Source organism: Flagellimonas sp. CMM7 (genome assembly GCF_021390195.1).
In the GTDB taxonomy this organism is placed as follows: Bacteria; Bacteroidota; Bacteroidia; order Flavobacteriales; family Flavobacteriaceae; genus Flagellimonas.
In genome coordinates this window covers 3,301,721-3,326,900 of record NZ_CP090003.1, presented here as the reverse complement: position 1 = coordinate 3,326,900, position 25,180 = coordinate 3,301,721, and the positions used below count along the sequence as shown (strand labels likewise).

Here is a 25,180-nt window from a genome sequence, read left to right as displayed (position 1 = left end):
CACATTTCATGGTAGATTTATTGCTTGGACTCCAATGGGGAGACGAAGGAAAAGGAAAAATTGTTGATGTACTCACTAAAGACTATGATATTATTGCAAGATTTCAGGGAGGCCCAAATGCAGGTCATACCTTGGAATTTGATGGTATAAAACATGTACTGCATACTATCCCTTCAGGAATTTTTCATAAGAATGCCATAAACGTTGTTGGTAACGGAGTTGTAATAGACCCTGTTATTTTTAAAAAGGAATTGGACAATCTTGAAAAGTTTGATATTGATATTGTATCAAAACTTTTCATCTCAAGAAAAGCACATCTTATTTTACCTACCCATCGTTTACTGGATGCAGCATCAGAAGCCGCAAAAGGAAAAGCAAAGATTGGCTCCACTTTAAAAGGAATTGGCCCAACTTATATGGACAAGACTGGTAGAAACGGCATGCGGGTTGGAGATTTAGAGTTTGACAACTGGGAAGAAAAATATCGTGCTTTGGCAGATAAGCACGAAGCCATGATAGGATTTTACAATGTAGATATCCAATATGATTTAGCTGAATTGGAAGCTGAATTTTACGAGGGTGTGGCAACGCTAAAACAACTAAAGTTTATTGATAGCGAAGAGTACATATTCAAAGCCCAGGAACAAGGCAAGAAAATATTGGCAGAAGGAGCACAAGGGTCTTTATTGGACATTGATTTTGGCACTTACCCTTTCGTGACTTCATCCAACACCACAGCTGCTGGAGCTTGTACAGGTTTAGGAGTTGCTCCTAATAAAATAGGTCGTGTATTGGGTATTTTTAAAGCATATACCACAAGAGTTGGTAGTGGACCTTTCCCAACCGAGTTGTTTGATAATGATGGGGAAACCATGGGGCGTGTAGGTAATGAGTTTGGTGCAACAACCGGCAGACCAAGACGATGTGGATGGCTTGATCTAGTGGCATTAAAATATGCTGTTCAAATTAATGGTGTTACTGAATTAATGATGATGAAAGGGGATGTTCTTAGTGGCTTTAAAACCCTAAAGGTATGTACTGCTTACAAATACAAAGGCGAAGAAATTCAACATTTACCGTACAATATTGAGAGCGAGAATATAATTCCTGTTTATAAAGAGATGAAAGGTTGGGCCAAAGACTTAACCCAACTAACTAAAGCTGAGGAGCTCCCTTCTGCTTTGAATGATTACATCTCATTTTTGGAGGAAGAATTAAATGTTCCCATTAAAATTGTTTCTGTAGGTCCTGATAGAACACAGACTATTCATAGGTAATAATTTTAGCGTCGATTATGTAGGAGAGATTAAGATTATAACTCTCTACTGATTTTTTTAACTAATTCACTTAGAAAAATTGGCAATTTATACATACTGAATTCAACTTGTCTGGCAATGCACAAAATGTATATTGACACTTACTTCTACTTAATAGTTTTATATTGCTGCGGTCTTTGTTAAGATAACCGACACAATGCTTTTTATAAATCAACAAATTGATTCCGAGGTTCTCAACTTTTATGGTTGGTGGCAATCTTCAGTATGTTTCTTTGCCTTTATGGCCCTAATGGCCATTTGGTGGCATATTGGAAAAAAACAGAAAGATTTTGGTCAAGTTTGGCTGGCATTGTCTGTATTATGTTGGTGCTTCTCAGGAATGTTCGAAATATACTTTTCCAAATCAAGTCCACTCAATTTGTATTACCAGGGATGGTTAAGTATTTTTTCCCTTTTTAACAGTCTGTTCATTTTGTTGGCATTACCATGGTTTCGTTATCTACCCTCTCCTCTAAAACATTTGATTAAATCAAACACATGGAAATACATCGTAGGTATTCCATTTATTTTTTCATTGGGGCCAACCATCAATTTAATGGTTTCTGGTAAGAGCTATGGTATCATTAACCAATTAGACGTCTACTATGCCTTTTTTACGCTCATTTTTTTGGGATATGTACTCTGGGAATCATTCGAAAAAAGAAGGTTGAAACTCCTTTCATGGCTAACCGTTCTATGTACAATGGTCATATTGGTTGCACAGCTGTATAAACTTTTGAACACTTCCATTAATTTACTTCTATTTTCAGCAATATTCAAGACATGTCTAATAATGCTATTTTTTGCCTTGGCAATGAGTTGGGTAAAAGAACTGGCGGAAAATGTTATTCCAAAATCAGAAAATCTAAGTTTAATTTTTTCCAAAACATTGAACAAAACAGGTAAGTTAGAACAGTACATTCATCTTAATGGTTTTCCCGGTTCCAAAGAAAGAAAGGTAACCTTGAGTGGAGCTCATTATAATCTACTTTTAAAGTTTGCGCAACATAAAAAAAGTGAAGCTTTTGATGATTGGTTAGAAATTAAACCAAAAAACTATGAGCATAACAAAGAATTTGAAATTAACGATCATAATCAAATAAAAAGATTATTATCCGCTATACTGGATAATCTTTTTGGAAAAGAAAATTGGAGTAAGGACCATCATTATATACCCTTAAAAAATACATTGTTCCAAATGTCGGAACACAAGGCAAGAAAAATACGTTTGGCTCTTCCTAAAGAAAACATATTCCTGTAAATCAATTATTTAACCTTATTCTGTCTGCTTAGAAATTACCGACATTTCTGGGTTTTTTCCGACTTTCTTATAGTTTTTCACATCACTTTTTCAACTTGAGTATGATTCAAATCCAACCATCATGAACTTTAAAGTGTATAAATTTTTTCTCTTATTAATACTAATACCAACTACCGCATTTGCACAATCCGGCGAAGGGTTGGATAAACAAATCAACGATGCATTCATGCCCTTTGCTTTATGGTGGGAAAAATTAATCTTCACCAACATACCTTTAGGTCAAGCACAGGTGCCTTTAGTACTTATCCTATTACTGTCAGGTGCCTTGTTTTTCACCATATACTTCAGGTTTGTAAATGTTAGATTATTCACCACTGCCATACAGGTGGTTAGAGGTACTTTTGACAAGTTTGAAAAACAGGAAGGTAACCAAGGTGAAGTAAATCATTTTCAAGCATTGGCAACAGCGGTATCCGGTACTGTGGGGCTTGGGAATATCTCTATGGTCGCTGTAGCAATTTCAATTGGTGGTCCAGGAGCCACATTTTGGATGATTCTTGCCGGGTTGTTAGGCATGTCTTCAAAGTTTGTTGAATGCACTCTAGGGGTAAGGTATCGGGACATAGATACCCAAGGGAAAGTATTCGGAGGCCCAATGTATTATTTAAGTAGAGGTTTAAAAGAAAAAGGGTACAAAAACTTTGGTAAAATTCTAGCAATCCTTTTTGCTTTATTATGTGTAGGTGCCTCATTTGGTGGCGGTAATGCTTTTCAAACCAATCAAGCTGCCTCACAAATAATTACTCAATTCGGAATTCAAAGTGAAGCTTCTGGAAGCATGATAGGTATTGTATTTGCAATCTGTGTTGGGATTGTAATTATTGGAGGCATTAAGCGTATTGCCAAAGTAACTGAAAAAGTAGTGCCCTTTATGGCCATCCTATATACTGCTGCTGCCTTATTTATTATTGTGTCAAACATAACACTTGTTGATGATGCCATTATGCAAATCTTTACGGATGCTTTTACCCCAAAGGCTACAATCAGTGGTGGTTTCATTGGTGTTATGATACAAGGGTTCCGCAGAGCAGCTTTTTCCAATGAAGCTGGAGCTGGTTCCGCTGCAATTGCTCATTCTGCCGTAAACACCAAATATGCGGCATCCGAAGGTCTTGTTGGCCTACTTGAACCTTTTATAGATACTGTGCTTATATGCACTATGACCGCCATTGTTATTATAATTTTCAATCTCAATGGTGCTTTTGTTTATGGCGATGTATTGAATGGAGGAGCTTTAATGGCAGACGGTAGTAGATTAGGAGGTATCAATCTCACTTCAATGGCTTTTGAAAGTGCTATTCCCGGAGCTTCTTATGCATTGGTCTTTGCAGTAATCCTATTTGCATTTTCAACTATCTTATCATGGTCTTATTATGGACTACAAGCTTGGAAATATCTTTTTGGGAGAGGAAAGTGGGTTGACTTATCCTATAAGCTTTTGTTCTTACTATTTACAATTTTAGGCGCTGCAATTACCCTGGATGCCGTAATAAAATTTTCCGATGCCATGATTCTAGCCTTAGTATTTCCTAATATGATTGGGCTATTCTTTCTCTATCCTGAAGTAAAAAAAGAGCTCGATAGATACCTTGCATTAATCCGACATAAAAAATCAAGAACCTAAAATTTGAATTCATACTTTATGAAGAACTCTTGTCATTTACTAAACCTTTCTAAATCCAACATGATACTTTGCTTAAAAATCCTACTTTTGGGCAAAATTCCATGGATTTGAAAAGAATTTCATTTTTCATTTTTATCTTCTCATTTTTCCTGGCTATTGCTCAAGAAAAAGAACAAGAACCAGAAAGTAGACAGATAAACATTGTTTACGGCGCCAATTTCACCAAAGATGAAGCCCAATTCCCGGGAGCTTCAATTTTTAGCAAGGATGATGAGCGTCAAGTACAATTTGAACACCAAGGAGCAGACTTGTGGTGTGATATTGCAATTTTTTACTCCCAGGAAAACCGTTTAAAGGCAATAGGCAATGTTAGACTACAACAGGGCGATTCTATTGAGATGAACAGCAGCTATATGAGTTATAACGGTGACTCAAAACTGGCAAAAGCATGGGAGAAAGTAGATCTTACCGATGGTCAAATGACCTTGACCACCGATACTTTATATTTTAATAGGGAAAAACAAGAATCATTCTACAATTCTGGAGGAAAAGTGGTTGATTCCGTAAACGTACTTACCAGCAAAATCGGCACCTATTTTACCGAGTTGAAAAAAGTGCAGTTTAAAAGCGATGTACACATTGACAATCCCGAGTACATCATAGATTCAGAACAATTGGATTATTACCGTATTTCCAAAAATGCATATATGTACGGGCCTTCAACCATAACCGGTGAAGAATACAAAATCTATTGTGAACGAGGATTTTACGATACCAAGATTGAGCAGGGTTATGGCATAAAAAACACCAGGATTGATTATGATAACAAAATCATTGTAGGTGACAGTCTTTATTTTGACAAAACATCTGAATTTGCATCTGCCACCAACAATATCCAGATAACGGACACTATTAACAATGGCGTTATTAGAGCTCATTATGCTGAGGTTTTCAAGGCTAAAGATTCTGTTTTTGCCACAAAAAGAGCGGTTTCAATAAATTTAGTGGAACAAGATTCCCTTTACATGCATGGGGATACACTCATGGTTACAGGTAAACCTGAAGCTCGCATTCTTCGTGCTTTCAGAAATGCTAAATTCTATAAAACTGACTTAAGCGGAAAATGCGATTCTATTCATTCCGCAGAAAATACAGGAATTACCCAATTGATCAAAAATCCAATCCTATGGAATGTGGACAATCAAATAACAGGTGATAGTATTCATTTAATTTCTGACTTAGAGACCGAGAAATTGGATTCACTCAAAGTATTGGAGAATGCTTTCATTATTTCGTTGGATACCATCAGCAAAACCGGTTACAATCAGGCAAAAGGAAAAGATCTATATGGAAAGTTTATTGAAAATGAACTCAAAATAATTGACCTGATCAGAAATACAGAGGTGATCTATTACATGTACAATGATGACCAAGAGTTGATAGGGATTGATAAAACCATTTGTAGTAAGATAAGATTGCTTATGGCCAACAATGATATTGAAGACATAACTTTTTTTGTAAATCCTGATGGGGATATTTTTCCGGACGCGGAATTACCTGTGGAAAGTAGAAAATTGAAAGGGTTTATATGGCGTGGAGATGAACGGATTCTAAGCAAAGACGACATTTTTGATGAAGATGATAATAATATAGAGTTGGTAAAAATTCGCGGAATAGATAATCCGATAGACATTGATGCTGAAGAAAAGGAGCGCCAAGAAAATGAAAACGACCCGGTAAACAAAATATCGAACACCGCCAAGGCTATTAAGCCCAAAGAAGCTACGGTAAAGAAAGTACAAAGTCCCTAATGCTTAGAGATGACTTTTTTACATATCAAACCCAAACCACACCACATCCCTTGGGCATGGAGGTTTCTCATGCAAAGGGCAGTTACATTTATGACAACCAGGGTAACGCACATTTAGATTTTGTTGCGGGAGTTTCTGCCTGCAGTTTGGGGCATTGCCCTCCAAGAGTTATAGATGCTGTAAAAGAACAGCTTGAAAAATATATGCATGTAATGGTGTATGGAGAATATGTTCAACAACCTGCTGTAGCGTTCACCAAATTATTGGCATCAAAACTTCCCAAAAACCTAGAAACAACCTATTTGGTCAACTCAGGAACAGAAGCTATAGAAGGCGCTATAAAATTAGCCAGAAGATATACTGGGCGCTCACAACTCATAGCTGCCCATCGCGCCTATCATGGAAATACGATGGGGAGTTTGAGCTTAATGGGGTATGAAGAACGGAAAAGCGCATTTAGGCCATTAATACCAGACGTTTCCTTCATCAAATTTAACGCTGAAGCAGATTTAGAACAGATTACGGAAAAAACCGCCGCAGTAGTTTTAGAAACCATACAAGGTGGCGCTGGATTTATTCTTCCAGAAAATGGGTATTTGGCAAAAGTGCGAAAACGCTGTGATCAAGTAGCAGCGCTGTTGATTTTAGATGAAATTCAACCTGGATTTGGAAGAACAGGAAAACTATTCGCATTTGAACATTTTAACTGTGTCCCAGATATTTTAGTATTGGGCAAAGGAATGGCTTCAGGGCTACCTGTAGGGGCATTTGTTGCTTCAAAAAAAATGATGGATACCTTTCAGACAAGTCCAAAATTAGGCCATATCACAACATTTGGCGGGAACCCAGTCATTGCAGCTGCCAGCTTGGCAACATTACAAGAAATCACTGAAAAACAGCTCATTGAACAAACATTAGAGAAAGAAAAGCTATTTAGAACCCTTTTGGTACATCCTTTGATTAATGAAATAAGAGGTAAGGGTTTAATGCTTGCTTTGCTATTAGACGATGAGGAAATTGTCAATTATTTAGTGTTGAAAGCTGCCAAAAAAGGGCTTATTCTTTTCTGGTTGCTTTTTGAACCCAAAGCGGTTCGGATATCACCACCACTGACCATTTCCATGAAAGAAATAGCTATAGGATGCGACCAAATCATCAGTATTTTAAACGATTACAAACCCACTGCTGTTAACTAATTTGTTGATAACATACCCAAAACAAAGACTTAAAGATAGCTTCAAAGGGCTAATTTTAAGTCCATAGTTAAACCAAACTCATTCCTATGGCGTTAGATTCTAACGAATATCCTGACAAATCCATAAGTAAATTTGAGTCCATGCTCAAGACAGATGACGTCTATTTTTTTGATGCAGAGGACTTTGAGGAAATCATTCACTATTATTTAAATAATGGAAAGGTCTCATTGGGTAAAAAAGCTATCCAAATAGGCTTGGAGCAACACCCTAACTCACTGGAATTAAAATTATTACGTGTAGAAATTCTGGTTTTTGAAGACAATTTTGAAACTGCCGAAAAATTATTGGATGAACTCCAAAATATAGATTCGCACAATGAGGAAATCTACATACAACGAGCCAACATTCAATCTAAACAGGACAATCATCAAGAAGCGGTAAACCTACTTTTAGAAGCGCTGCATAGAACCGAAGATAGTTTTGACATCCATTCCCTTTTAGGAATGGAATATCTGTTCATGGATGATTTTGAAAGCGCAAAACGTAGTTTTATGAGATGCGTTGAGTTTGATGATCGAGATTATTCTTCTTTGTACAACGTAATCTACTGTTTTGAGTTTTTAGAAGATTTTGATGGCGCCATTCATTATTTGAACAGTTATTTGGAGCGGAATCCCTATTGTGAAGTAGCTTGGCACCAATTGGGCAAAATGTACTACAATATGGATATGTACAAAGAAGCACTTACTTCATTTGATTTTGCAATAATTTCTGACGATTCTTTCATTGGAGCCTACTTTGAAAAAGGAAAAGTTCTAGAAAAGCTAGGTAAGTATAATGAAGCTATTGAGAATTACGAAACTACCATCTCTATAGAAGACCCGACATCACATGCTTATCTTAGGATAGGAAGGTGTCATGAAAAATTGGGCAATAACGACCTAGCAAAATACTATTATTACAATACGGTTCATGAAGACCCATTACTGGATAAGGGCTGGCTGGCAATAACCGATTTCCATTATAAACTGGAGAACTATGAAAAAGCCTTGTATTATATCAATAAGGCCATAAACATTGATGGTGAAAACCCCCTGTATTGGAAAAAATGCGCAAGAATCTATTTTGCCCTCAATAATTTTGATGAGGCGGATTTTGCATACAAGCAAGCTGTAGATTTAGGTAACTATGAACAGGAAACTTGGAAAAATTGGGCCGATGTACTTAAAAAACTAGGGGATTTTGGATCTTCAATCCAAGTAATCATCCAAGGACTTGAATTTTATCCTGAAAGCGCAGAACTCCAGTATAAACTTGCCGGAATTTACCTTAAAAACAATGAAATTTTAAATGCTAGGGAAAAATTGGCAGAAGCCATGCAATTAGATATTGAAAAATTGCAGTTATTTGAAGAGGAATTCCCAGAGTTCAACAAGGTAAAGTGGTTACAAACCTTGGTTTCCGAAATCAAAAAAACATCTACATAGTTTAAGGTTTTTACCCATAAAATTCATGAAAGGACGTCAACTGCTGGATTACGTGTTTATAACACTCAAAGGAATTGCCATGGGTGCGGCTGATGTGGTTCCTGGAGTTTCAGGAGGTACAATAGCATTTATCTCCGGAATTTATGAGGAGCTTATAAGTTCCATTAACAATATTAATATTTCTCTTTTCACAACACTAAGAAAAGAAGGATTAAAAGCGTTTTGGGATAAGGCGAACGGTAATTTTTTGCTTGCCTTATTCTCGGGGATTTTTATCAGCGTATTGTCCTTGGCTAAATTTTTAAGTTGGTTATTGGAAAATCAACCCATCCTATTATGGTCCTTTTTCTTTGGACTGGTATTGGCCAGTATCTTTTTTGTAGGGAAAGAAATTAAGAAATGGTCCATTGCAACGGTCGTCATGTTTATTTTTGGCGCAGCGATAGCTTATTTTATTACTGAACTTCCTCCAAATGAAAATGTAGACAGTCTACCCTATCTTTTCCTATCTGGGGCTTTGGCGGTATGTGCTATGATTTTACCTGGCATATCAGGAGCGTTTATTTTGGTGCTTTTGGGGTCCTATAAAACCATTTTAGATGCAGTTCATGAACGAGACGTTAAAATCGTCATTACTGTTGCTCTAGGGGCAGTATTTGGCCTCCTAAGTTTTGCCCGATTGTTAAAATGGATGTTCAATCATTATAAAAATATTACCCTTGCCTTGCTAACCGGTTTTATACTAGGGTCATTGAACAAAATATGGCCATGGAAAAAAGTATTGGAAACCAAGACTTTTGGGGATAAAACAGTAGTTATTGATGATATAAATGTGTTGCCCGGGGCATTTGAAGGTGACAATCAGTTAATACTTGCCATAATCCTAGCTATAATAGGTTTTTCTCTTATTTTTATCTTAGAAAGAGTAGCTTCCAAAAAATAAGAGAAACTTACCCAATAGATGCATCAACCTAGAACATTTCTGGACAACTTTTTTTTGGTAATAAAAGGCCTTTGTATGGGAGCTGCCAACAAGGTGCCCGGCGTATCTGGCGGCATTGTTGCTTTTGTAGGTGGTTTTTATGAAGAGTTCATCTATTCCCTTCAAAAAATAAATTCCAAAGCTTTCAAGTTACTTCTTAACGGAAGGTTCAAGAGTTTTTATCAATATACAAACGGCCAATTCTTGTTGTTGCTCATCTTTGGTATGCTTGTTAGTTATTTCAGTATTTCTAGAGTGCTCGACTTTTTTCTGGAACAAAAAGAACTCTTTGTATGGGCAAGCTTTTTTGGTATGATCTTAGGCTCCATCTATTACATATCCAAAGATTTTAACCATTGGAACAAAAGAACGGTTCCTTTAGGAATATTGGGGTTAATCATAGGTATTTCAATCAGTTTCTTAAGTCCTGCCAAAGAAAATGATAATCTGTTTTTTATTTTCTTTTGTGGCATTATCAGTGTTTCTGGAATGACATTGCCAGGGCTTTCGGGTTCGTTTATATTAATTCTATTAGGAAATTATGTGCTCCTGCTAGTTGATTCCGTGAATGCACTCTACGATACTTTTTCGGAAGTGTTCTCTGGGGATTTTGGCTTTATGGACAATCCCAAACGAATGGAAACCCTTAAAATTCTGGCAGTTTTCACGCTAGGTTCGGCAACGGGACTGGTAACTTTTTCGCATTTGCTCAGTTACTTGCTCAAGCATTACAAAGCAAGTTCAACAGCTATCATTCTTGGTTTTATAACAGGTTCTTTAGGTGTGGTCTGGCCTTGGAAACGAACCATGTACAAAATGGATGCGCTTGGTAATGTATTACTAGATTCCAATGGAGATAAAATAGTTCTTAATTATGAACGCTATTTCCCAAATCTAGCAACTCCCGAAACCTGGTGGGCCATATTTTTTGTGATTCTAGGAATTTTGGTATTATTGATTTTAGATTGGTATGGAAAAAACAGAAAAGAAAGAAAACAGGTACGGACTCTTAGGTAAAGACATTTCGTATTCCTTTTCTCAAGGCTATTTTACACAAAAATTTGCGGACTTAAAGCTAAATGACCATAGCTATGAAAATTTTGATATTCCAGAAATCTCAGAATTTGAAGCCCTTGTGTCTCAAACACACTTAAAAGGACTTAATGTTACTATTCCGTACAAAGAATTGGTTATTCCATATTTAGATGATCTAGATTCTGGAGCAGAAAAAATAGGCGCAGTAAATACTATAAAAATTACTGAAAACGGCTTAAAAGGGTACAACACAGATGCCTATGGTTTTCAAAAATCAATAGGGCCTTTTTTAAAGCCGCACCATGATAAAGCACTTATTTTGGGAACAGGAGGAGCATCAAAAGCTATACGTTTTGTTTTAGAAGAACTTGGCATTGAATACATCTATGTTTCCAGAACCAAAAAAGAGCATCAATTTACCTATAAAGAACTTGATGAAGAGATTATTACCTCACACACCGTTGTTATTAATTGTACTCCACTGGGCACATTCCCAAATGTAACCGATAAGCCCTCCCTACCCTATCAATATCTAAATGACCAGCATCTTTTGTTTGATCTTATTTACAACCCTCTAAAAACATCCTTTTTGGCCGAAGGTGAATCAAAAGGTTCTAAAATATGTAATGGTTTGAAAATGTTGAAGTTACAAGCTGAAAAAAGTTGGGAAATCTGGAATTCCTGATCTTAAAAGCCAAAAAGGCTTCATTTTGATTAATCCATACATCACAAAACTTAAACAAAAGAAGAAGCTGTACTCTTGTTATTGGGTAATTTAGTTGTTAACTTGGCTATAATTATCATCAATTCAAAGGAAAAGAAACTACTGATGCAGGACAACGAACAAAAACTTCAGGAAACTGAAGGTGGTGGTACTGAGCATAATGCGGATGTTATAAAAACTACTGTTGAAGAAAGCCCCATTTCTGAACCAAAAGCAGCCGACATTCCAGTACAAGAAAATACAGATACAGTTATTAAACCTCCAAAGGAACCTCAATCTTCTGAAGACGACAAATCCTCCGAACCGGAGAAATCAGACGAGGTAATTGAAGAATCCAGTACTAAAGAGGTTGCCAACGAATCCTCCGAACCTGAGAAATCGGACGAGGTAATTGAGGAAATTGAAGAATCCAATGCTGAAGATGCTGAAGATACCGATAACGAGAAACGGCATCATATTCCTATGCTGGACTACCACTCCATGTCCATTGAAAATTTGGTTGGAGAGTTACAGCGCTTGGTGAAAAATGAAAAGATCCAGGCCATAAACAAACACGTCAGTTCCATTAAATATGAGTTTGATCAAAAATTTCAAGAGTTTTTAGAACACAAAAAAGAAGAATTTATAGCCAATGGCGGCAATGAAATAGATTTTCGATATAATTCCGTTTCTAAAAGACAGTTTAACGAAGTCTTTGGAGAATATCGCGAAAAACGTGACCAGTACTACAAAAAACTGGAACAAAATCTTAAAGGCAATCTTAACAAACGCTTAGAGATCATTGAAGAACTTAAAGGCCTTATAAATGTGGAAGAGGACATTAATACCACATATAAGAATTTTAAGGATTTACAAGAAAATTGGAGGAATGCCGGTCCAGTTCCGCGTAACAATTACAACGATGTTTGGAGAACGTACCACCACCATATGGAAATCTTTTATGATTTTCTACATCTTAATCGAGAATTAAGAGACCTTGATTTTAAGCATAATCTTGAGGAAAAATTAAAACTAGTGCAACGCGCAGAAGCACTGGTCAATGAACCTGATTTAGGTAAAGCCTTTAGAGAGCTGCAAACACTTCATAAAATCTGGAAAGAAGATATAGGCCCGGTTGCGAAAGAACAACGGGAGGAAGTCTGGAATCGTTTTAGTAGTGCCACCAAAGCTATGCACGAACGAAGGCAGGAGCATTATCAAGAACTAGAGAAGGATTACGAAAAGAACTTAGAAAAGAAACAAGAAGTTATTGCATCGATATTGAAGATTGCGGAAAGCGTTACAAATAACCATAAAGCTCTTCAATTACAAATTAAAGAGGTAGAAGCGCTTCGTGATTCTTTTTTTAAAGCTGGAAAAGTACCTCAAAAAGTGAATGAACAAACTTGGAGTACTTTCAAGGATGCTGTTCGCAAGTTTAATCGAAACAAAAATTCCTTTTATAAAAATCAAAAAAAGGAACAGCATGAAAATTTAGAAAAGAAAAAAGCGCTCTTGGCACTAGCGCTTGAACTCAAGGATAGTGAAGATAGAGCTATGGCCACTCCTGAAATGAAGCGCATACAAAGCGAATGGAAAAAAATCGGTCATGTTCCCAGAAAGTATTCTGACAAGATTTGGAACGAGTTTAAGAATGCCTGTAATCATTATTTTAACCGATTACATTCTGAAAAGAATGAAAGTCAAAAAGAGGAGTACGAAAATTTTGAAAAGAAAAATGCTTGCTTGGAGCGTCTAAAAGCTTTCCAGTTGAGTGGTGATGCTGAAAAAGACCTTGTTACGGTCAAGAAATTTATTTCTGAGTGGAAAACGTATGGACGCATTCCATATAACAAAAAACATATAAACGGTAAGTTCAACAAAATTATAGATGCGTTATTCACAAAATTAGGGGTGAGCAAGCAAGAATCTGAATTGCTTAAGTATGGTGATAAAATGCAGCAGCTTGCCAAGACAGATGATAACAGGGCCATTGGCAATGAACGAATCTTTATCCGTAGGAAAATAGAAGAAAGTAAATCGGAAATAAGGCAATTGGAAAATAATCTTCAATTTTTTTCCAACGCTTCTGAAGATAATCCTTTGGTAAAGGATGTTGTAAAGAACATCAATAGACACAAAGAAGCCTTAGAAACGTGGAAAGCCAAGCTTAAAAAGCTCAACATCATGCAAAATAACCGCAATAAAGTGGTTGAAGAAAGTGATGATACAAATACTGGCGAAGAAGAATAAAACCAAGCTCTATTTAAAATATAGGCCCAATACATTAAGTTAATGTATTGGGCCTATATTTTTCTATAATGTTCCTTTTAATACAAATCCAATAAATAGTTTATTAAATCCGTGGTCGTAACAATTCCCACCAACCTCTCATTGTCCACAACAGGTAAGGCATGAAACTCCTTTTTTGCTAAAAATTTTGCTACTTCCCTTACCGTAGTGTTAGAAGGTACGCTAATTACATCTCTTGCCATCACTTGAGAAATGGTGAACATATTATAGACCATCGTATCTACTCTTTCGTCATCATCGACTGCATCGGCAAAACTAATACGCAGCAAATCAGTATAGCTCAGTATACCAACAATTGCCTTTCCATTGATTACTGGAATGTGTCTTATATTGTGCTTCTTAAAAAGCTCTTCTGCAGTTACAAGATCATCACTAGTAGTTAGTGTGATCAAGTCTCTGGACATTATCTCTGAAACAGGTACACGCTTTTTCATATTTGATAGGTTTTAATCTATCAATGAAATTACCGTGTTTCCTATTAAAAAAGCATGATAAATATCAGGACTATTTGGCAACATTTACCGATCGTGTCTCTCGAATGACGGTAACCTTTACTTGACCAGGGTAAGTCATATCCGTTTGTATTTTTTGAGAAATTTCAAAAGACAGTTCAGCAGCTTTATCATCGCTTACCTTCTCGCTTTCAACAATTACCCGAAGCTCTCTACCTGCCTGTATGGCATATGCTTTTTGAACTCCACTGAAACCAAAGGCTATATCTTCCAAATCTTTCAAACGCTGAATATACGAATCCAACACTTGTCTTCTTGCACCTGGTCGTGCCCCACTAATGGCATCACACACTTGTACAATGGGAGAAATCAACGTGTTCATTTCAATCTCATCATGGTGAGCCCCAATAGCATTGCACACCTCTTTGTTTTCTCCAAATTTTTGAGCCCACTGCATACCAAGTATAGCGTGCGGAGTTTCTACCTCTACCTCTGTGTTTGGAACTTTCCCTATATCGTGCAATAAGCCAGCACGTTTAGCAATTTTAGGGTTTAGTCCCAATTCCGCAGCCATTACACCGCAAAGTTTGGCAACCTCTCTTGAATGTTGCAATAAATTTTGCCCATAGGAAGAACGGTACTTCATTCGGCCTACCGCCTTTATCAATTCTGGATGCAATCCATGAATTCCAAGATCTATTACGGTACGCTTACCAATTTCAACAATCTCCTCGTTGATTTGCTTTTCAGTCTTTTTGACTATCTCTTCAATCCGTGCGGGATGAATTCTTCCATCAGTAACCAAACGGTGCAAAGAAAGCCTTGCAACTTCCCTTCTAACAGAGTCAAAACAAGAAAGAATTATCGCTTCTGGTGTATCATCCACTATGATCTCTACTCCAGTTGCAGACTCTATAGCTCGAATGTTACGTCCCTCACGTCCAATTATTCTTCCTTTTACATCATCAGATTCCAAGTTAAAAACAGAGACACAGTTCTCCACCGCTTCTTCTGTTCCAATACGTTGAATGGTGTTGATTACTATTTTTCTTGCTTCTTGCTGCGCCGTTAGTTTGGTTTCTTCCAAAGTACTTTGGAGATAAGCCATTGCATCCGTCTTTGCAGTTTCTTTAAGAGATTCCAGCAACTGACTTTTGGCATCTTCAGCGGAAAGCCCTGAAATGACCTCTAGTTGCTGCACCTGACTTTTGTGTAACTTTTCGGTTTCCGATTGTTTTTTATCGAGAATTTCTCCCTTATAAGTCACTTCCTTAATTTGGGCTTGAAGCTGATCGTTCAGCTTTTTGTTTTTGGCAAGTTCATTGCTGATTTGGGATTCTTTATCCCTTGTTCGCTTCTCCGCTTCTGCAATCTTTTTATCTTTATTTATAATGACCTTTTCATGCTCGGCCTTTAATTCTAAAAACTTCTCTTTGGCCTGAAATATTTTATCTTTCTTTATGTTCTCTCCTTCTTTCTTTGCTTCCTTTAATACATTAGTAGCTTCTCTCTTAGCATTGGAAATGGTTTTTGTTGCCTTACCTTTTTCCATCATTTTGGCGATTATAAATCCTATCGCCAATCCTACAACTGCAGCCACAACAATTATTATAGTGTTATCCATGTTTATTGTGTTTGGTTAAAAAAAAAGCCCACATTAGCCGAAGTTTTGTACAAACTCCAAATTACAGGTTTAGGGCTAACAAGCTGCTCAAGGATCCCTATACAGGTAGGGCCTGCTTTTACAACTTAAACTCACCCTTTTCAAATATAATAGTGTTGAGTTTGTCAAAAAATAATTACCAATGTGGGCAGTAACAATATTTTTATTTAAAAGAACTTATTCTCCTAGCTTGGAATGTACCAAATCATTTAAGGCACGAAGGCGTTCAAATGCAGTATTGGTATTTTCCGAACTGTCTATTCCGCCTTGCTCTATTTTAGAGGCAAATTGTAAAGCGCACATGGCCAATACATCTTGCTTATCGCGTACCGCATAGTTTTGCTCAAACTTTTTGGCCAAATTTTCAATATTCTTGGCTGCCTTACGCAATCCTTCTTCTTGCTTGGGATCTATCGTCAAAGGATATACCCTATCTGCAATTGAAAGCTTTATTTTGAGCTTCTCCATATTTTGATTACATATTAATCTGCTAGCTTGGCAATGCAAACATCAAGTTCGCGGATTAATGTATTTATCTTGAGCTTAGCTTCGGTTTTACTTGTATTACTACCCAGCATAGTGTTTGCCATTTTTAAGGAATTGTATTTTTCTTCCCATTCCAAAACGGCGCCCTGTGTAAGTTGGCTTTCCTCTTTTGCAAGCTTCAATTCTTCTTTTAATTTAGAATTGGCTTTATGCAACAACTCTAGTTTGTGCAACAACTTGCTTACCTTATTTTCTAGAGAATCAACAATCTCAACTAGTTCGCCCATATGCAAACATCAATGCGTATTACACAAAGTTAACCAACCTAACCTAACCTCGCAATACTTTTAGTATTTATTCTTTAAGTATTGCTTTAGGGCCATTTAAAGCCAAATAAAAGGCTTTTCACAAATCAAAACATTGGTTATTTTCGTAAGTAATTATAAACCACAATATGCGTCTATACTTTTTTGGAGCCCTTTTTATATTTTCCCAAATCATTTCAGCACAAGAAAAATACCCTCAAGACGTTTTTCAATCTCCTTTGGAGATTCCCTTAATTTTGGCAGGTACTTTTGGAGAATTGCGTTCTAATCATTTTCACTCTGGAATAGACATTAAGACTCAAAGAAGGCAAGGGCTGCCTGTCCTAGCTATTGCTGATGGCACTGTAACCCGTATTAAAGTCTCTCAATGGGGATATGGCAAGGCGCTTTATGTTGCGCACCCCAATGGATATACCTCTGTATATGCACATCTTAAAAAATTTGGTCCTGAGATTGAAGCTTTTATCAAAAAGATACAGTACAAGAAACAATCTTATGAAGTTGAAGTATTTCCAGATTATGGAGAATTAAAAGTCTTAAAAGGAAATACAATTGCTTACTCCGGTAACACAGGAGGCTCTTCTGGACCTCATCTACATTTTGAAATAAGAAGTAGTGTCACCGAAAAACCCACTAATCCATTGTTATATGGTTATGAAATTAGAGATGCTACAAATCCCTCATTGGTAGGTCTTTTTGGATATCCGTTATCTGATGATGCCATTGTAAACCAAAGTGCAAAAAAAATACAGCTCAACTTCTCCAAACAACCGGACGGAACTTTTTTGGCTGACAAAATAACCGCAATTGGCACAATAGGTTTTGGTTTTAATGGATTTGACCGTCAAGATATGGCAGCCAATAAAAATGGTGTTTATTCTGTAAAACAAACCGTTAATGGAAAAATATACTCAGAATATGACTTTGAAACCTTCTCTTTTGGAGAAACAAGATATATAAACACATTAATTGATTATGACCATTTTGGGAAATTTAGGCAACGTATACAAAAATGTTTTAAAGAACCCTACAATCGTTTAGCCATTTACAAAACCCTTCATAACAATGGAAAAATAACAATTAAGGAAGGGTTGTCGTACTCTATTGAGTTGTTGATTTCAGATATAGAAGGAAATGAAACCAAGCTTAGCATTCCTGTGGAGGGAAAAAGGGAAGTCATTAAAATAAACAGGAATGATAAAAAAACAGATGATTTTATCTTTGCCGACAAGCCTAATAATTTTGATTTAGGTGCGGCTAAGGTTTATTTTCCTTCCAACACCTTTTATAAGGATTTCTACATAGATTTAAAAAAGGGCAAGGATACCGTGGCCATTCATAATAACAGTATTGCCGCCCATAGAAACTTCACCATTAGTTTTGATGTTTCCAAATATGCTCCTGCGGATAGAAAACAACTCTTTATAGCGCGTCTTGATAGAAATATGGAACCAAGGCACTCTAAAACATATAAACGTGATGGCTCTTTTACAACCCGAACTCGCACACTTGGAACCTACACATTAGCCAAGGACAGCATTCCCCCAACCATTAGTGCTAGAAATTTTAAAGAAAAACAATGGCTGAGCAATTACAGCTATTTAAGCTTAGAAATCAGTGATGACCTCAGCGGAATAAACACTTTTTCCGCAACCTTGAACGGTGAATGGATTTTAATGGAATACGAACCCAAAACAAAGACCATCACTTATAATTTTGATGATAAGATTCTAAATACGACACAATGTGACCTCAAAGTAGTTGTAACAGATAATGTTGGCAATTCCAGTACCTTTGAGCGCACTTTTTTCAGAAAATAATGTATTGGCCGCTACAAAACCTATAATTGCAATACTATTGATTTTTGGGATGTTCATTACCCAAGGTCAAACAGCATCAGTTGCGGGAACGGTTTTAGATCAAAATAGCGTTCCAATTTCCAACGTAAATATTGTATCTGGTACTTTAGGCACCTCCACTGATACTAATGGCTACTATATTCTGCAATTAACTGCCGAAACTAAAAACACCATTACTTTTTCTCATTTAGGGCATAAAAACGTGGTTTTGGAAAACCTTATTTTGACCACAAATGAGACTTTTGAGTTCAATCCGGTAATGAAAACGGATGCCATTCAAGTTGCTGGCGTTGATGTTACCGCGACTGGAAGAAAAAACATTGAGGGCATTACCACTATCCCCCAGAGATTGTTAGGAAAATACCGGGAGCCAATGCAGGTGTGGAAAATATTCTAAAACTGCTGCCAGGTGTTTCTTTCAACAACGAATTGAGTACTCAATACAACGTTCGTGGAGGTAATTTTGATGAGAATCTTATATATGTAAATGGCATAGAGGTCTATCGCCCTTTTCTGGTACGGTCCGCACAACAAGAAGGTTTAAGTTTTGTAAACAGTGATATGATTACTGGGCTCGAATTTTCCTCAGGAGGTTTTCAAGCAAAATATGGCGATAAACTATCCTCCGTTTTGGACATTACCTATAAAAATCCGGTTGATTTTTCATTACGCGTTCAAGGAAGTCTTTTAGGCGCCAGTACTACATTGGAAACCATTTCTAAAAACAAAAAGTTTAGCAGTATTAATGGGGTACGCTATAGAGACAACAGTTTATTTGTAAACACACAACAAACGGAAACCAATTTTAATCCAAAATTTGTAGATGCACAGAGTTATCTTACATACAGGTTTTCTAAAAAATATCATTTAAGTTTTCTGGGGACATTTTCCGTCAATGATTATCAAAATGAACCACTGACCCGGCAAACTAATTTTGGAACCATAAATAACCCTAGGGCCTTACTTGTTTTTTATGAAGGAAAAGAAAACAGTAGATACAATAATGCTCTTGGAGCTCTAAAAGCTGATTATATCATCAACGACAACACCAAGATAGATGTTACCGCTTCCGTTTATCACGCACAAGAAGAAGAATTCTCAGATATTATTGCTTCATATGAACTCGGTGAAATAGACACTAATTTAGGAAGTGAAAACTTAGGGGAGGTCACAACCTCTAGGGGAATAGGATCACAAATAAATAGAGCCAGAAATCAACTGGATGCATTGATTTTTAATTTATCTCATCGCGGCAAGTTCAATAAGGAAGGAAAATCTTTGGAATGGGGTATTAAATACGCACACGAAGACATTCGTGATCAACTTAGAGAATCTGAGTTTATAGATTCAGCCGGGTTTTTTGTCCGTCCATCCGAGCCAGGGTTCGTTAACAATCAACCCGAAGAACCGTTTGCGGGTGATATTGTGGCTTTTGAAAGCGCTCAAGCCACCAATTTTGTAAATACAGATCGATTTTCTGGATTTGCGCAATACAGTCAGCAGAGCAAACTAGGGTCTCATGATATCTATTTTAACTTGGGCATGAGAGCACAACATTGGATTTTAAGTGGAGAAGGCTTTGAAAATAATGCTCAAACACTTTTTAGCCCTAGGGGACAGTTCTCCATAAAACCAGATTGGAAAAAAGATATTCTGTTCAGGTTTGCAATAGGCAGTTACCAACAACCACCTTTTTATAGAGAATTAAGAGATATAACCGGAACCATAAACCCAAACGTAGAGGCGCAAAAATCCGTTCATTATGTATTGGGAAGTGAATTCAGTTTTAATCTTTGGAACAGGCCTTTTACTTTGATTAGCGAAGCTTACTATAAAGATTTAACTAATGTGAACACGTATACTGTAGAAGATGTTAGAGTTAGGTATACTGCACAAAACAATGCCACGGCCTTTGTCTATGGGTTTGACTTTAGACTTACAGGAACCTTTGTTCCGGGAGCAGAATCCTGGGTAAGTCTGGGATACCTTCAAACAGAGGAAAATATTGACAATAGAGGTTTTATTTCAAGGCCTACAGATCAACGGTTAAAATTTGCTGTTTTGTTCCAAGATTATGTGCCAACCATTCCAAACCTTAAACTTTATCTTAACCTTGTATATAACACAGGTGTTCCTGGAGGTTCTCCAAATAATGCAGATCCTTATGAATTTCAGAATAGATTAAGAGATTATAGAAGGGCCGATATGGGAATTTCCTATATTTTTGCCGATAGTAAGAATCAATACCCAAAAGGGCATTGGTTACATAAGTTTAAAGAGTTTAGTTTTGGCTTTGAGATTTTTAACATGTTCAATAACCAAAACTCTATAACAAACACTTGGGTCAGGGATGTGGATTCCCAAAGACAATTCGCTGTACCTAATTTTTTGACAAGCCGTATTCTTAATGTAAAATTTGGAATGCGATTTTAAAATATGTTGATGAAAAAAATCATACCCCTTTTAGCCTTTTTAATTGTTACTCTGGGATCTGCGCAAAAGAATATCTATGAAAACAGGAAGTTTGATGAACTTAGTGAAAACCACCAAGTATTAGCCATAGTTCCGTTTATTGCAAACTTGGACCTTAAAAGGGATGCTAACCAAGAAGAGCTAAAGACTTTGGCTAAAAGAGAAGGCTATGCCGTACAGAATGCTCTAGAAACCTATTTTTCCAAACGAAAGAAACGAAAAAGGTTCAATGTAGAATTTCAAAATATAGAAGATACCAATGCCATTCTCAGTCAGAATGGAATCATGTATGACAATCTGGATATATACACTATTAGGGAGTTATGCAAAATCCTAAAAGTTGATGGCATTATTAGTGGAAACCTTAGTTTAAACATTTTACTTTCCAAAGGTGTGCCCACAGATTTCAACCTTTTGGACTATTTTAGTGGTGATGCCAACTATGGGAGAATTGGTGTAAAAGTCAGTGACGGAAATTCTGGAAAACTGCTTTGGAAATACGAAAAAGCCATTACCAAAAAAACAGGTAAAAACACTACCGAACTTATTGACAGGATGATGAAATTAGCATCCCGTAAGTTTCCATACGACAAGGAAAAAAAGCAGCGAAAAAATAAAAATTAACTTTCTGCGAATTCCTTTAATATTCCAATGGTGTAATCCAACTCTTCTATGGTATTGTACTTAGAAAAAGAAAAACGTAAAGACGGTTTTTCCAATTCCGTATCATCCAAAATTTCTGTAAGTACGTGAGACCCCATATTACTTCCAGACTGACACGCACTTCCTTTAGAACAAGCTATTCCCTTTATATCTAAATGAAAAAGTAGCATGAGCCCTTTTTGTTTATCAAAAGGTAGACGCACATTAGCCAAGGTATATGTGCTTTTTTCCAAATCACCGGAAAAACCATTGAAATCTACTGCAGGAATTTCTTTTTTGATCTTTTCAACAAAATATTGTTTTAAGCCCTTTACAAATTTGGTTTCCTCTTCCAAATTTTCATAAGAACTCACAAAGGCTTCCTCCAACCCAACAATATTATGAAAGGGTTCTGTACCAGCCCTAAAACCTCGTTCTTGGGAACCTCCAAAAATCATGGGTTTTAAACCGGAGTTTTTTCTAATAAAAGCAAATCCTATTCCTTTTGGGCCATGAAATTTATGTGCAGCGGCAGTAAAAAAATCAATAGCTATTTTTTCCACATCCCAAGGATAATGTCCTACGGATTGTACAGTATCCGAGTGGAAAAACGCATCATTCTCTTTGCATATTTCACCAATAGCTCCGATATCCGTTATGTTCCCAATTTCATTGTTCACATGCATTAAACTGACCAATTTTTTGGAATCATCCTTTGTCAAAAGTTCCTTTAGGTGGCTGAACACAGGGTTTCCATTGGTATCCAAATCAACAAAAAGAAGCGAAATACCATATTCTTTTTCCAATTCTTCAGCAGTATGCAGCACCGCATGATGCTCAATTTTTGAAGTAATTATGGTGTTCACCCCTAAATCTCTTACTGCACAACGCAAAATCATATTATCAGCCTCCGTACCTCCAGATGTGAAAATAATTTCTGAAGGCTGGGCATTCAATGTTTTTGCAATTGTTTTTCGAGCTTTTTCTACGGCGGTCTTTGCAGACCTTCCGTAACTATGAGTAGAAGATGGGTTTCCGTAATATACGGCCAAGGCCTCTTGCATTTTGGCAATAACCTCTTCTCTCACCTGGGTAGTTGCCGCATTGTCCAAATACACTTTTTGCATGATTTAGCTATCATTTAAACTTCGCCAAAAATAAGCCAAATAAAGTTAATTTCTTTTAAAGTATTTCTTAGTCTTGGTGTATTAAAACGGAATTCTTTTAAATTTGGCACATGAGAAAATTATCCCTCCCAATCCTACTAATCTTGATGCTATCTTCTTGTAGTGATGGTGATTTACAAATTGAGACGATAGATTTTGATGAAGGTTCAATACAATTTTGTGATGAAGGTCAAGAAGATACTGAAACCACATTATTTTTTAAAATCAATGGAGACGAAGTATTGATTTTGGATTTACAAGCAAATCTTATAGAGAATGCGCCAAGTGATGGCACTATTACAAGCACTATTGACAGTCAATCCGATTTATCATATCGTCTTTTTTCCGATGATGTCAATCAATCCTATTTTTGTGATGAAATACCTCCGGTCACTCCAACGGTTATTGAAGAAATTACAGCAACCGCAGGTATTGTTCAAATAATAAGTTCTTTAGATACCGTTAATAGAACAACCAAGACCTACAATCATGCATTTACCATTTCGGAGGTAACACTTGTCAATAGCCTAGGGGAGAGTATAACAGACCAGACAGGAATAGATTTTGGGGATTACGAAACCGATGTTGAGAGTAGTGTAGCTCTTGTTTTTTCCAATTTTGATAGTATTGATATAAACGCATGTGATACAGTAGGTGAAACTACTGTTCTTACCAAAGTACTCAATGACGAATATATCTCGTTAGCCATTCCTACCAATCTTTTGGCCAACGTCGTAACAGAAGAGGACACTCCACGTGAAGCAGACTTATCTGAAAGTATCATCTTTAAAAATGGAATAGCCCGTGTAGCTATCACTACCGATTCTGTCTGTTCTGGAATAGCTGCATCAGAACTTGAAAATGAGTTTTCTACCACTGGGGGTAAAGTCTCTGTGAGTACCGTTGCATCTGAACCAAATGCAGATGGCATCATTACTTACACCCATACTATTTCATTATCAGATTTTGTTTTACAAGATTTGAATGGGTCAAATGCTGGAACCATTGTTTCTTACACATTTGGAGAATTTGCCACTACCAGCTAAATATTTTGAAATATATAAACTTCAGTTGCTCCTAATCCATATTTTTGATAGTCTGCGTCATAAAACTTAATATTCTCATATTTCCTAAAAAGATAGTATAGTTCTTCCTTAAGGACACCTTCCCCAACGCCATGTATGAAAACTACTTTTTGAATACGTTTGTCCATAGCAAAGTGCAATTGCCTTTTAGCTGTGTCCAACTGCAAATTCAACATATCAAAATGGCTTAATCCTTTTGTGGACTTTACCAATTGATTTATATGAAGGTCCACCTCCATTTTAGGTGTATTCCGTTCTTTAGGTTTTAAAATACGAGTCGGCTTCTTCTTGACATGCTCCTTATCTTTTTTGCTTTGCGCTGCTTCAAAATTGGTGACACGTATATTTCCCCCAATCTTCACAAGTTCCTTGGAGGTATACTCTAATGAAAAACCCTCAGAAGTAACCACTGTGATAATATTGCCATCCTTGGACTTAACAACACCAGATATGGTTTCATCCAACACTTCTACTTGGTCACCAACGTTAAAGACAGTCATCCTCTGTATTCTTTGCTGAAAATATTTTGAAAAGTTTAATATCAATAGCAAAAATAGTAGTATTTTTCTTGGCAGTAATTGCTATTATGTATCTACAACCAACCATTTTTTTGCTTCATGCAAAGGATTATATGTTGCCTTGTCTAAACAAGAGACTGTTTGGTTTTGAATGTCCTGGATGTGGTATGCAACGTTCCGTGAGTTTAATTTTTCAAGGTGAGTTTTTAGCTGCTTTTAAAATGTATCCGGCTATTTATCCCCTATTCTTACTGTTCAGTTTTTTATTAGTGAATAACTTTCGTAAAATTAAAAACGCCAATCAAATTATTATAACTCTAGGTATTGTTAGCGTAGTAACGATTTTGACCAATTATTTATTTAAACTTTTACAATAACTTTTATTATTATGGAGCAAAAAAAATTACCAAATGGGGTGTTGAGTATTGTCCTTGGCATTTTCGGATTCATTTGTTGCTGTACCGGTATTTTCGGTGCTATTTCATCAGGAATTGGTTTTTTCCTGGCTACAAAGTCTGAAAAACTGTACAAGGAGAATCCAGACGATTATGATAATTATAGTCAGATAAAAACTGGAAAAATAATATCATTGATAGCGCTTATTTTAAGTGCAATAATGGTCGTAAGATGGATTTATATTATTTCTAATGCTGGTGGGTTTGGTGAGTTCATTGAAGAATTCAAATCAGCCTATTCAGAAGCAATGGAACAATACAATTAATA

Annotated in this window: 23 protein-coding genes and 1 other RNA gene; 17 read left to right on the top strand and 7 right to left on the bottom strand. The window is 36.5% G+C overall.

The features are described from left to right. The first annotated feature begins 8 nt into the window (after positions 1-8). The 10 genes from LV704_RS14980 (at position 9) to LV704_RS14935 (ending at position 13,728) form a co-directional block, all read left to right on the top strand. Positions 9-1,277: an adenylosuccinate synthase gene (locus LV704_RS14980; protein ID WP_163423084.1), complete on the top strand. Its 1,269-nt coding sequence runs from the start codon at positions 9-11 to the stop codon at positions 1,275-1,277. A gap of 196 nt (positions 1,278-1,473) precedes the next feature. Further along, entirely contained in the window at positions 1,474-2,577 is a 1,104-nt protein-coding gene (locus LV704_RS14975) for a hypothetical protein (RefSeq protein ID WP_163423083.1), read from the top strand. A gap of 121 nt (positions 2,578-2,698) precedes the next feature. Continuing rightward, positions 2,699-4,261, top strand: coding sequence for a sodium:alanine symporter family protein (locus tag LV704_RS14970; protein ID WP_163423082.1), 1,563 nt, complete (start codon positions 2,699-2,701; stop codon positions 4,259-4,261). 101 nt (positions 4,262-4,362) lie between these two features. Next, complete coding sequence (locus LV704_RS14965; protein ID WP_163423081.1) at positions 4,363-6,072, top strand: OstA-like protein; 1,710 nt, start codon at positions 4,363-4,365, stop codon at positions 6,070-6,072. Beyond that, positions 6,072-7,268 carry an aspartate aminotransferase family protein gene (locus tag LV704_RS14960; RefSeq protein ID WP_163423080.1) on the top strand — a complete coding sequence of 399 codons (1,197 nt, stop codon included), beginning with the start codon at positions 6,072-6,074 and terminating at the stop codon, positions 7,266-7,268. Before LV704_RS14965 ends, LV704_RS14960 begins: the two co-directional genes overlap by 1 nt. A gap of 86 nt (positions 7,269-7,354) precedes the next feature. Next, positions 7,355-8,755, top strand: coding sequence for a tetratricopeptide repeat protein (locus LV704_RS14955; protein ID WP_163423079.1), 1,401 nt, complete (start codon positions 7,355-7,357; stop codon positions 8,753-8,755). A 25-nt stretch (positions 8,756-8,780) separates the two neighbouring features. Further along, the gene (locus LV704_RS14950; RefSeq protein WP_163423078.1) at positions 8,781-9,698 is read left to right on the top strand and encodes a DUF368 domain-containing protein; all 918 of its coding nucleotides are present in this window, start codon (positions 8,781-8,783) and stop codon (positions 9,696-9,698) included. 18 nt (positions 9,699-9,716) lie between these two features. Further along, positions 9,717-10,754, top strand: a complete 1,038-nt coding sequence (locus tag LV704_RS14945; protein WP_163423077.1) for a DUF368 domain-containing protein — start codon at positions 9,717-9,719, stop codon at positions 10,752-10,754. Further along, a complete protein-coding gene (locus tag LV704_RS14940; protein WP_163423076.1) occupies positions 10,708-11,457 on the top strand; it encodes a shikimate dehydrogenase in 750 nt (249 codons plus the stop codon). The genes LV704_RS14945 and LV704_RS14940 overlap by 47 nt, the downstream gene beginning before the upstream one ends. Before the next feature lie 144 nt (positions 11,458-11,601). Further along, on the top strand, positions 11,602-13,728 hold the full coding sequence (locus LV704_RS14935; RefSeq protein WP_163423075.1) for a DUF349 domain-containing protein: 2,127 nt from the start codon (positions 11,602-11,604) through the stop codon (positions 13,726-13,728). 77 nt (positions 13,729-13,805) lie between these two features. Here LV704_RS14935 and LV704_RS14930 read toward each other — a convergent pair whose 3' ends face one another. The 5 genes from LV704_RS14930 to LV704_RS14910 all read right to left on the bottom strand — a co-directional run bounded on the left by LV704_RS14930 (position 13,806) and on the right by LV704_RS14910 (position 16,676). Continuing rightward, positions 13,806-14,222 (bottom strand): CBS domain-containing protein, encoded by a 417-nt coding sequence (locus LV704_RS14930; protein ID WP_163423074.1) that lies wholly within the window; start codon positions 14,220-14,222, stop codon positions 13,806-13,808. Positions 14,223-14,292: 70 nt separating this feature from the next. Continuing rightward, a complete protein-coding gene (gene rny, locus LV704_RS14925; RefSeq protein ID WP_163423073.1) occupies positions 14,293-15,864 on the bottom strand; it encodes a ribonuclease Y in 1,572 nt (523 codons plus the stop codon). Positions 15,865-15,915: 51 nt separating this feature from the next. Next, a non-coding RNA gene (gene ssrS / locus LV704_RS14920) (6S RNA) lies at positions 15,916-16,025 on the bottom strand. 55 nt (positions 16,026-16,080) lie between these two features. Further along, on the bottom strand, positions 16,081-16,371 hold the full coding sequence (locus LV704_RS14915; RefSeq protein ID WP_163423072.1) for a cell division protein ZapA: 291 nt from the start codon (positions 16,369-16,371) through the stop codon (positions 16,081-16,083). Positions 16,372-16,385: 14 nt separating this feature from the next. Next, positions 16,386-16,676 carry a hypothetical protein gene (locus LV704_RS14910; RefSeq protein WP_163423071.1) on the bottom strand — a complete coding sequence of 97 codons (291 nt, stop codon included), beginning with the start codon at positions 16,674-16,676 and terminating at the stop codon, positions 16,386-16,388. A gap of 167 nt (positions 16,677-16,843) precedes the next feature. On the opposite strand from LV704_RS14910, the gene LV704_RS14905 reads away from it, so the two are divergent. Genes LV704_RS14905 through LV704_RS14895 form a run of 4 tightly spaced genes read left to right on the top strand, consistent with a single transcriptional unit; the run spans position 16,844 to position 21,670 of the window. Beyond that, positions 16,844-18,535: a M23 family metallopeptidase gene (locus tag LV704_RS14905; RefSeq protein ID WP_163423070.1), complete on the top strand. Its 1,692-nt coding sequence runs from the start codon at positions 16,844-16,846 to the stop codon at positions 18,533-18,535. Continuing rightward, positions 18,510-18,971 (top strand): carboxypeptidase-like regulatory domain-containing protein, encoded by a 462-nt coding sequence (locus LV704_RS20085; RefSeq protein WP_370636033.1) that lies wholly within the window; start codon positions 18,510-18,512, stop codon positions 18,969-18,971. Before LV704_RS14905 ends, LV704_RS20085 begins: the two co-directional genes overlap by 26 nt. Continuing rightward, the gene (locus LV704_RS14900) at positions 18,956-21,007 is read left to right on the top strand and encodes a TonB-dependent receptor plug domain-containing protein (protein WP_370636032.1); all 2,052 of its coding nucleotides are present in this window, start codon (positions 18,956-18,958) and stop codon (positions 21,005-21,007) included. Before LV704_RS20085 ends, LV704_RS14900 begins: the two co-directional genes overlap by 16 nt. A 9-nt stretch (positions 21,008-21,016) precedes the next feature. Continuing rightward, positions 21,017-21,670, top strand: coding sequence for a hypothetical protein (locus LV704_RS14895; RefSeq protein ID WP_163423068.1), 654 nt, complete (start codon positions 21,017-21,019; stop codon positions 21,668-21,670). Here the strand turns inward: LV704_RS14895 and LV704_RS14890 are convergent. Next, entirely contained in the window at positions 21,667-22,815 is a 1,149-nt protein-coding gene (locus tag LV704_RS14890; protein ID WP_163423067.1) for a cysteine desulfurase family protein, read from the bottom strand. The two genes, LV704_RS14895 and LV704_RS14890, sit on opposite strands and share 4 nt — an antisense overlap. Positions 22,816-22,925: 110 nt before the next feature. On the opposite strand from LV704_RS14890, the gene LV704_RS14885 reads away from it, so the two are divergent. Further along, on the top strand, positions 22,926-23,900 hold the full coding sequence (locus LV704_RS14885; protein WP_205597891.1) for a hypothetical protein: 975 nt from the start codon (positions 22,926-22,928) through the stop codon (positions 23,898-23,900). On the opposite strand, the gene LV704_RS14880 is transcribed toward LV704_RS14885, so the two are convergent. Continuing rightward, on the bottom strand, positions 23,897-24,439 hold the full coding sequence (locus LV704_RS14880) for a Smr/MutS family protein (protein ID WP_163423066.1): 543 nt from the start codon (positions 24,437-24,439) through the stop codon (positions 23,897-23,899). The two genes, LV704_RS14885 and LV704_RS14880, sit on opposite strands and share 4 nt — an antisense overlap. A gap of 26 nt (positions 24,440-24,465) precedes the next feature. Here LV704_RS14880 and LV704_RS14875 point away from each other — a divergent pair, with 26 nt between their 5' ends. Both LV704_RS14875 and LV704_RS14870 read left to right on the top strand, forming a co-directional pair. Next, positions 24,466-24,834: a DUF2752 domain-containing protein gene (locus LV704_RS14875; RefSeq protein WP_317164649.1), complete on the top strand. Its 369-nt coding sequence runs from the start codon at positions 24,466-24,468 to the stop codon at positions 24,832-24,834. Between the two features lie 11 nt (positions 24,835-24,845). Continuing rightward, on the top strand, positions 24,846-25,178 hold the full coding sequence (locus LV704_RS14870) for a CCC motif membrane protein (protein WP_163423065.1): 333 nt from the start codon (positions 24,846-24,848) through the stop codon (positions 25,176-25,178). The last annotated feature ends 2 nt before the right edge of the window (positions 25,179-25,180 follow it).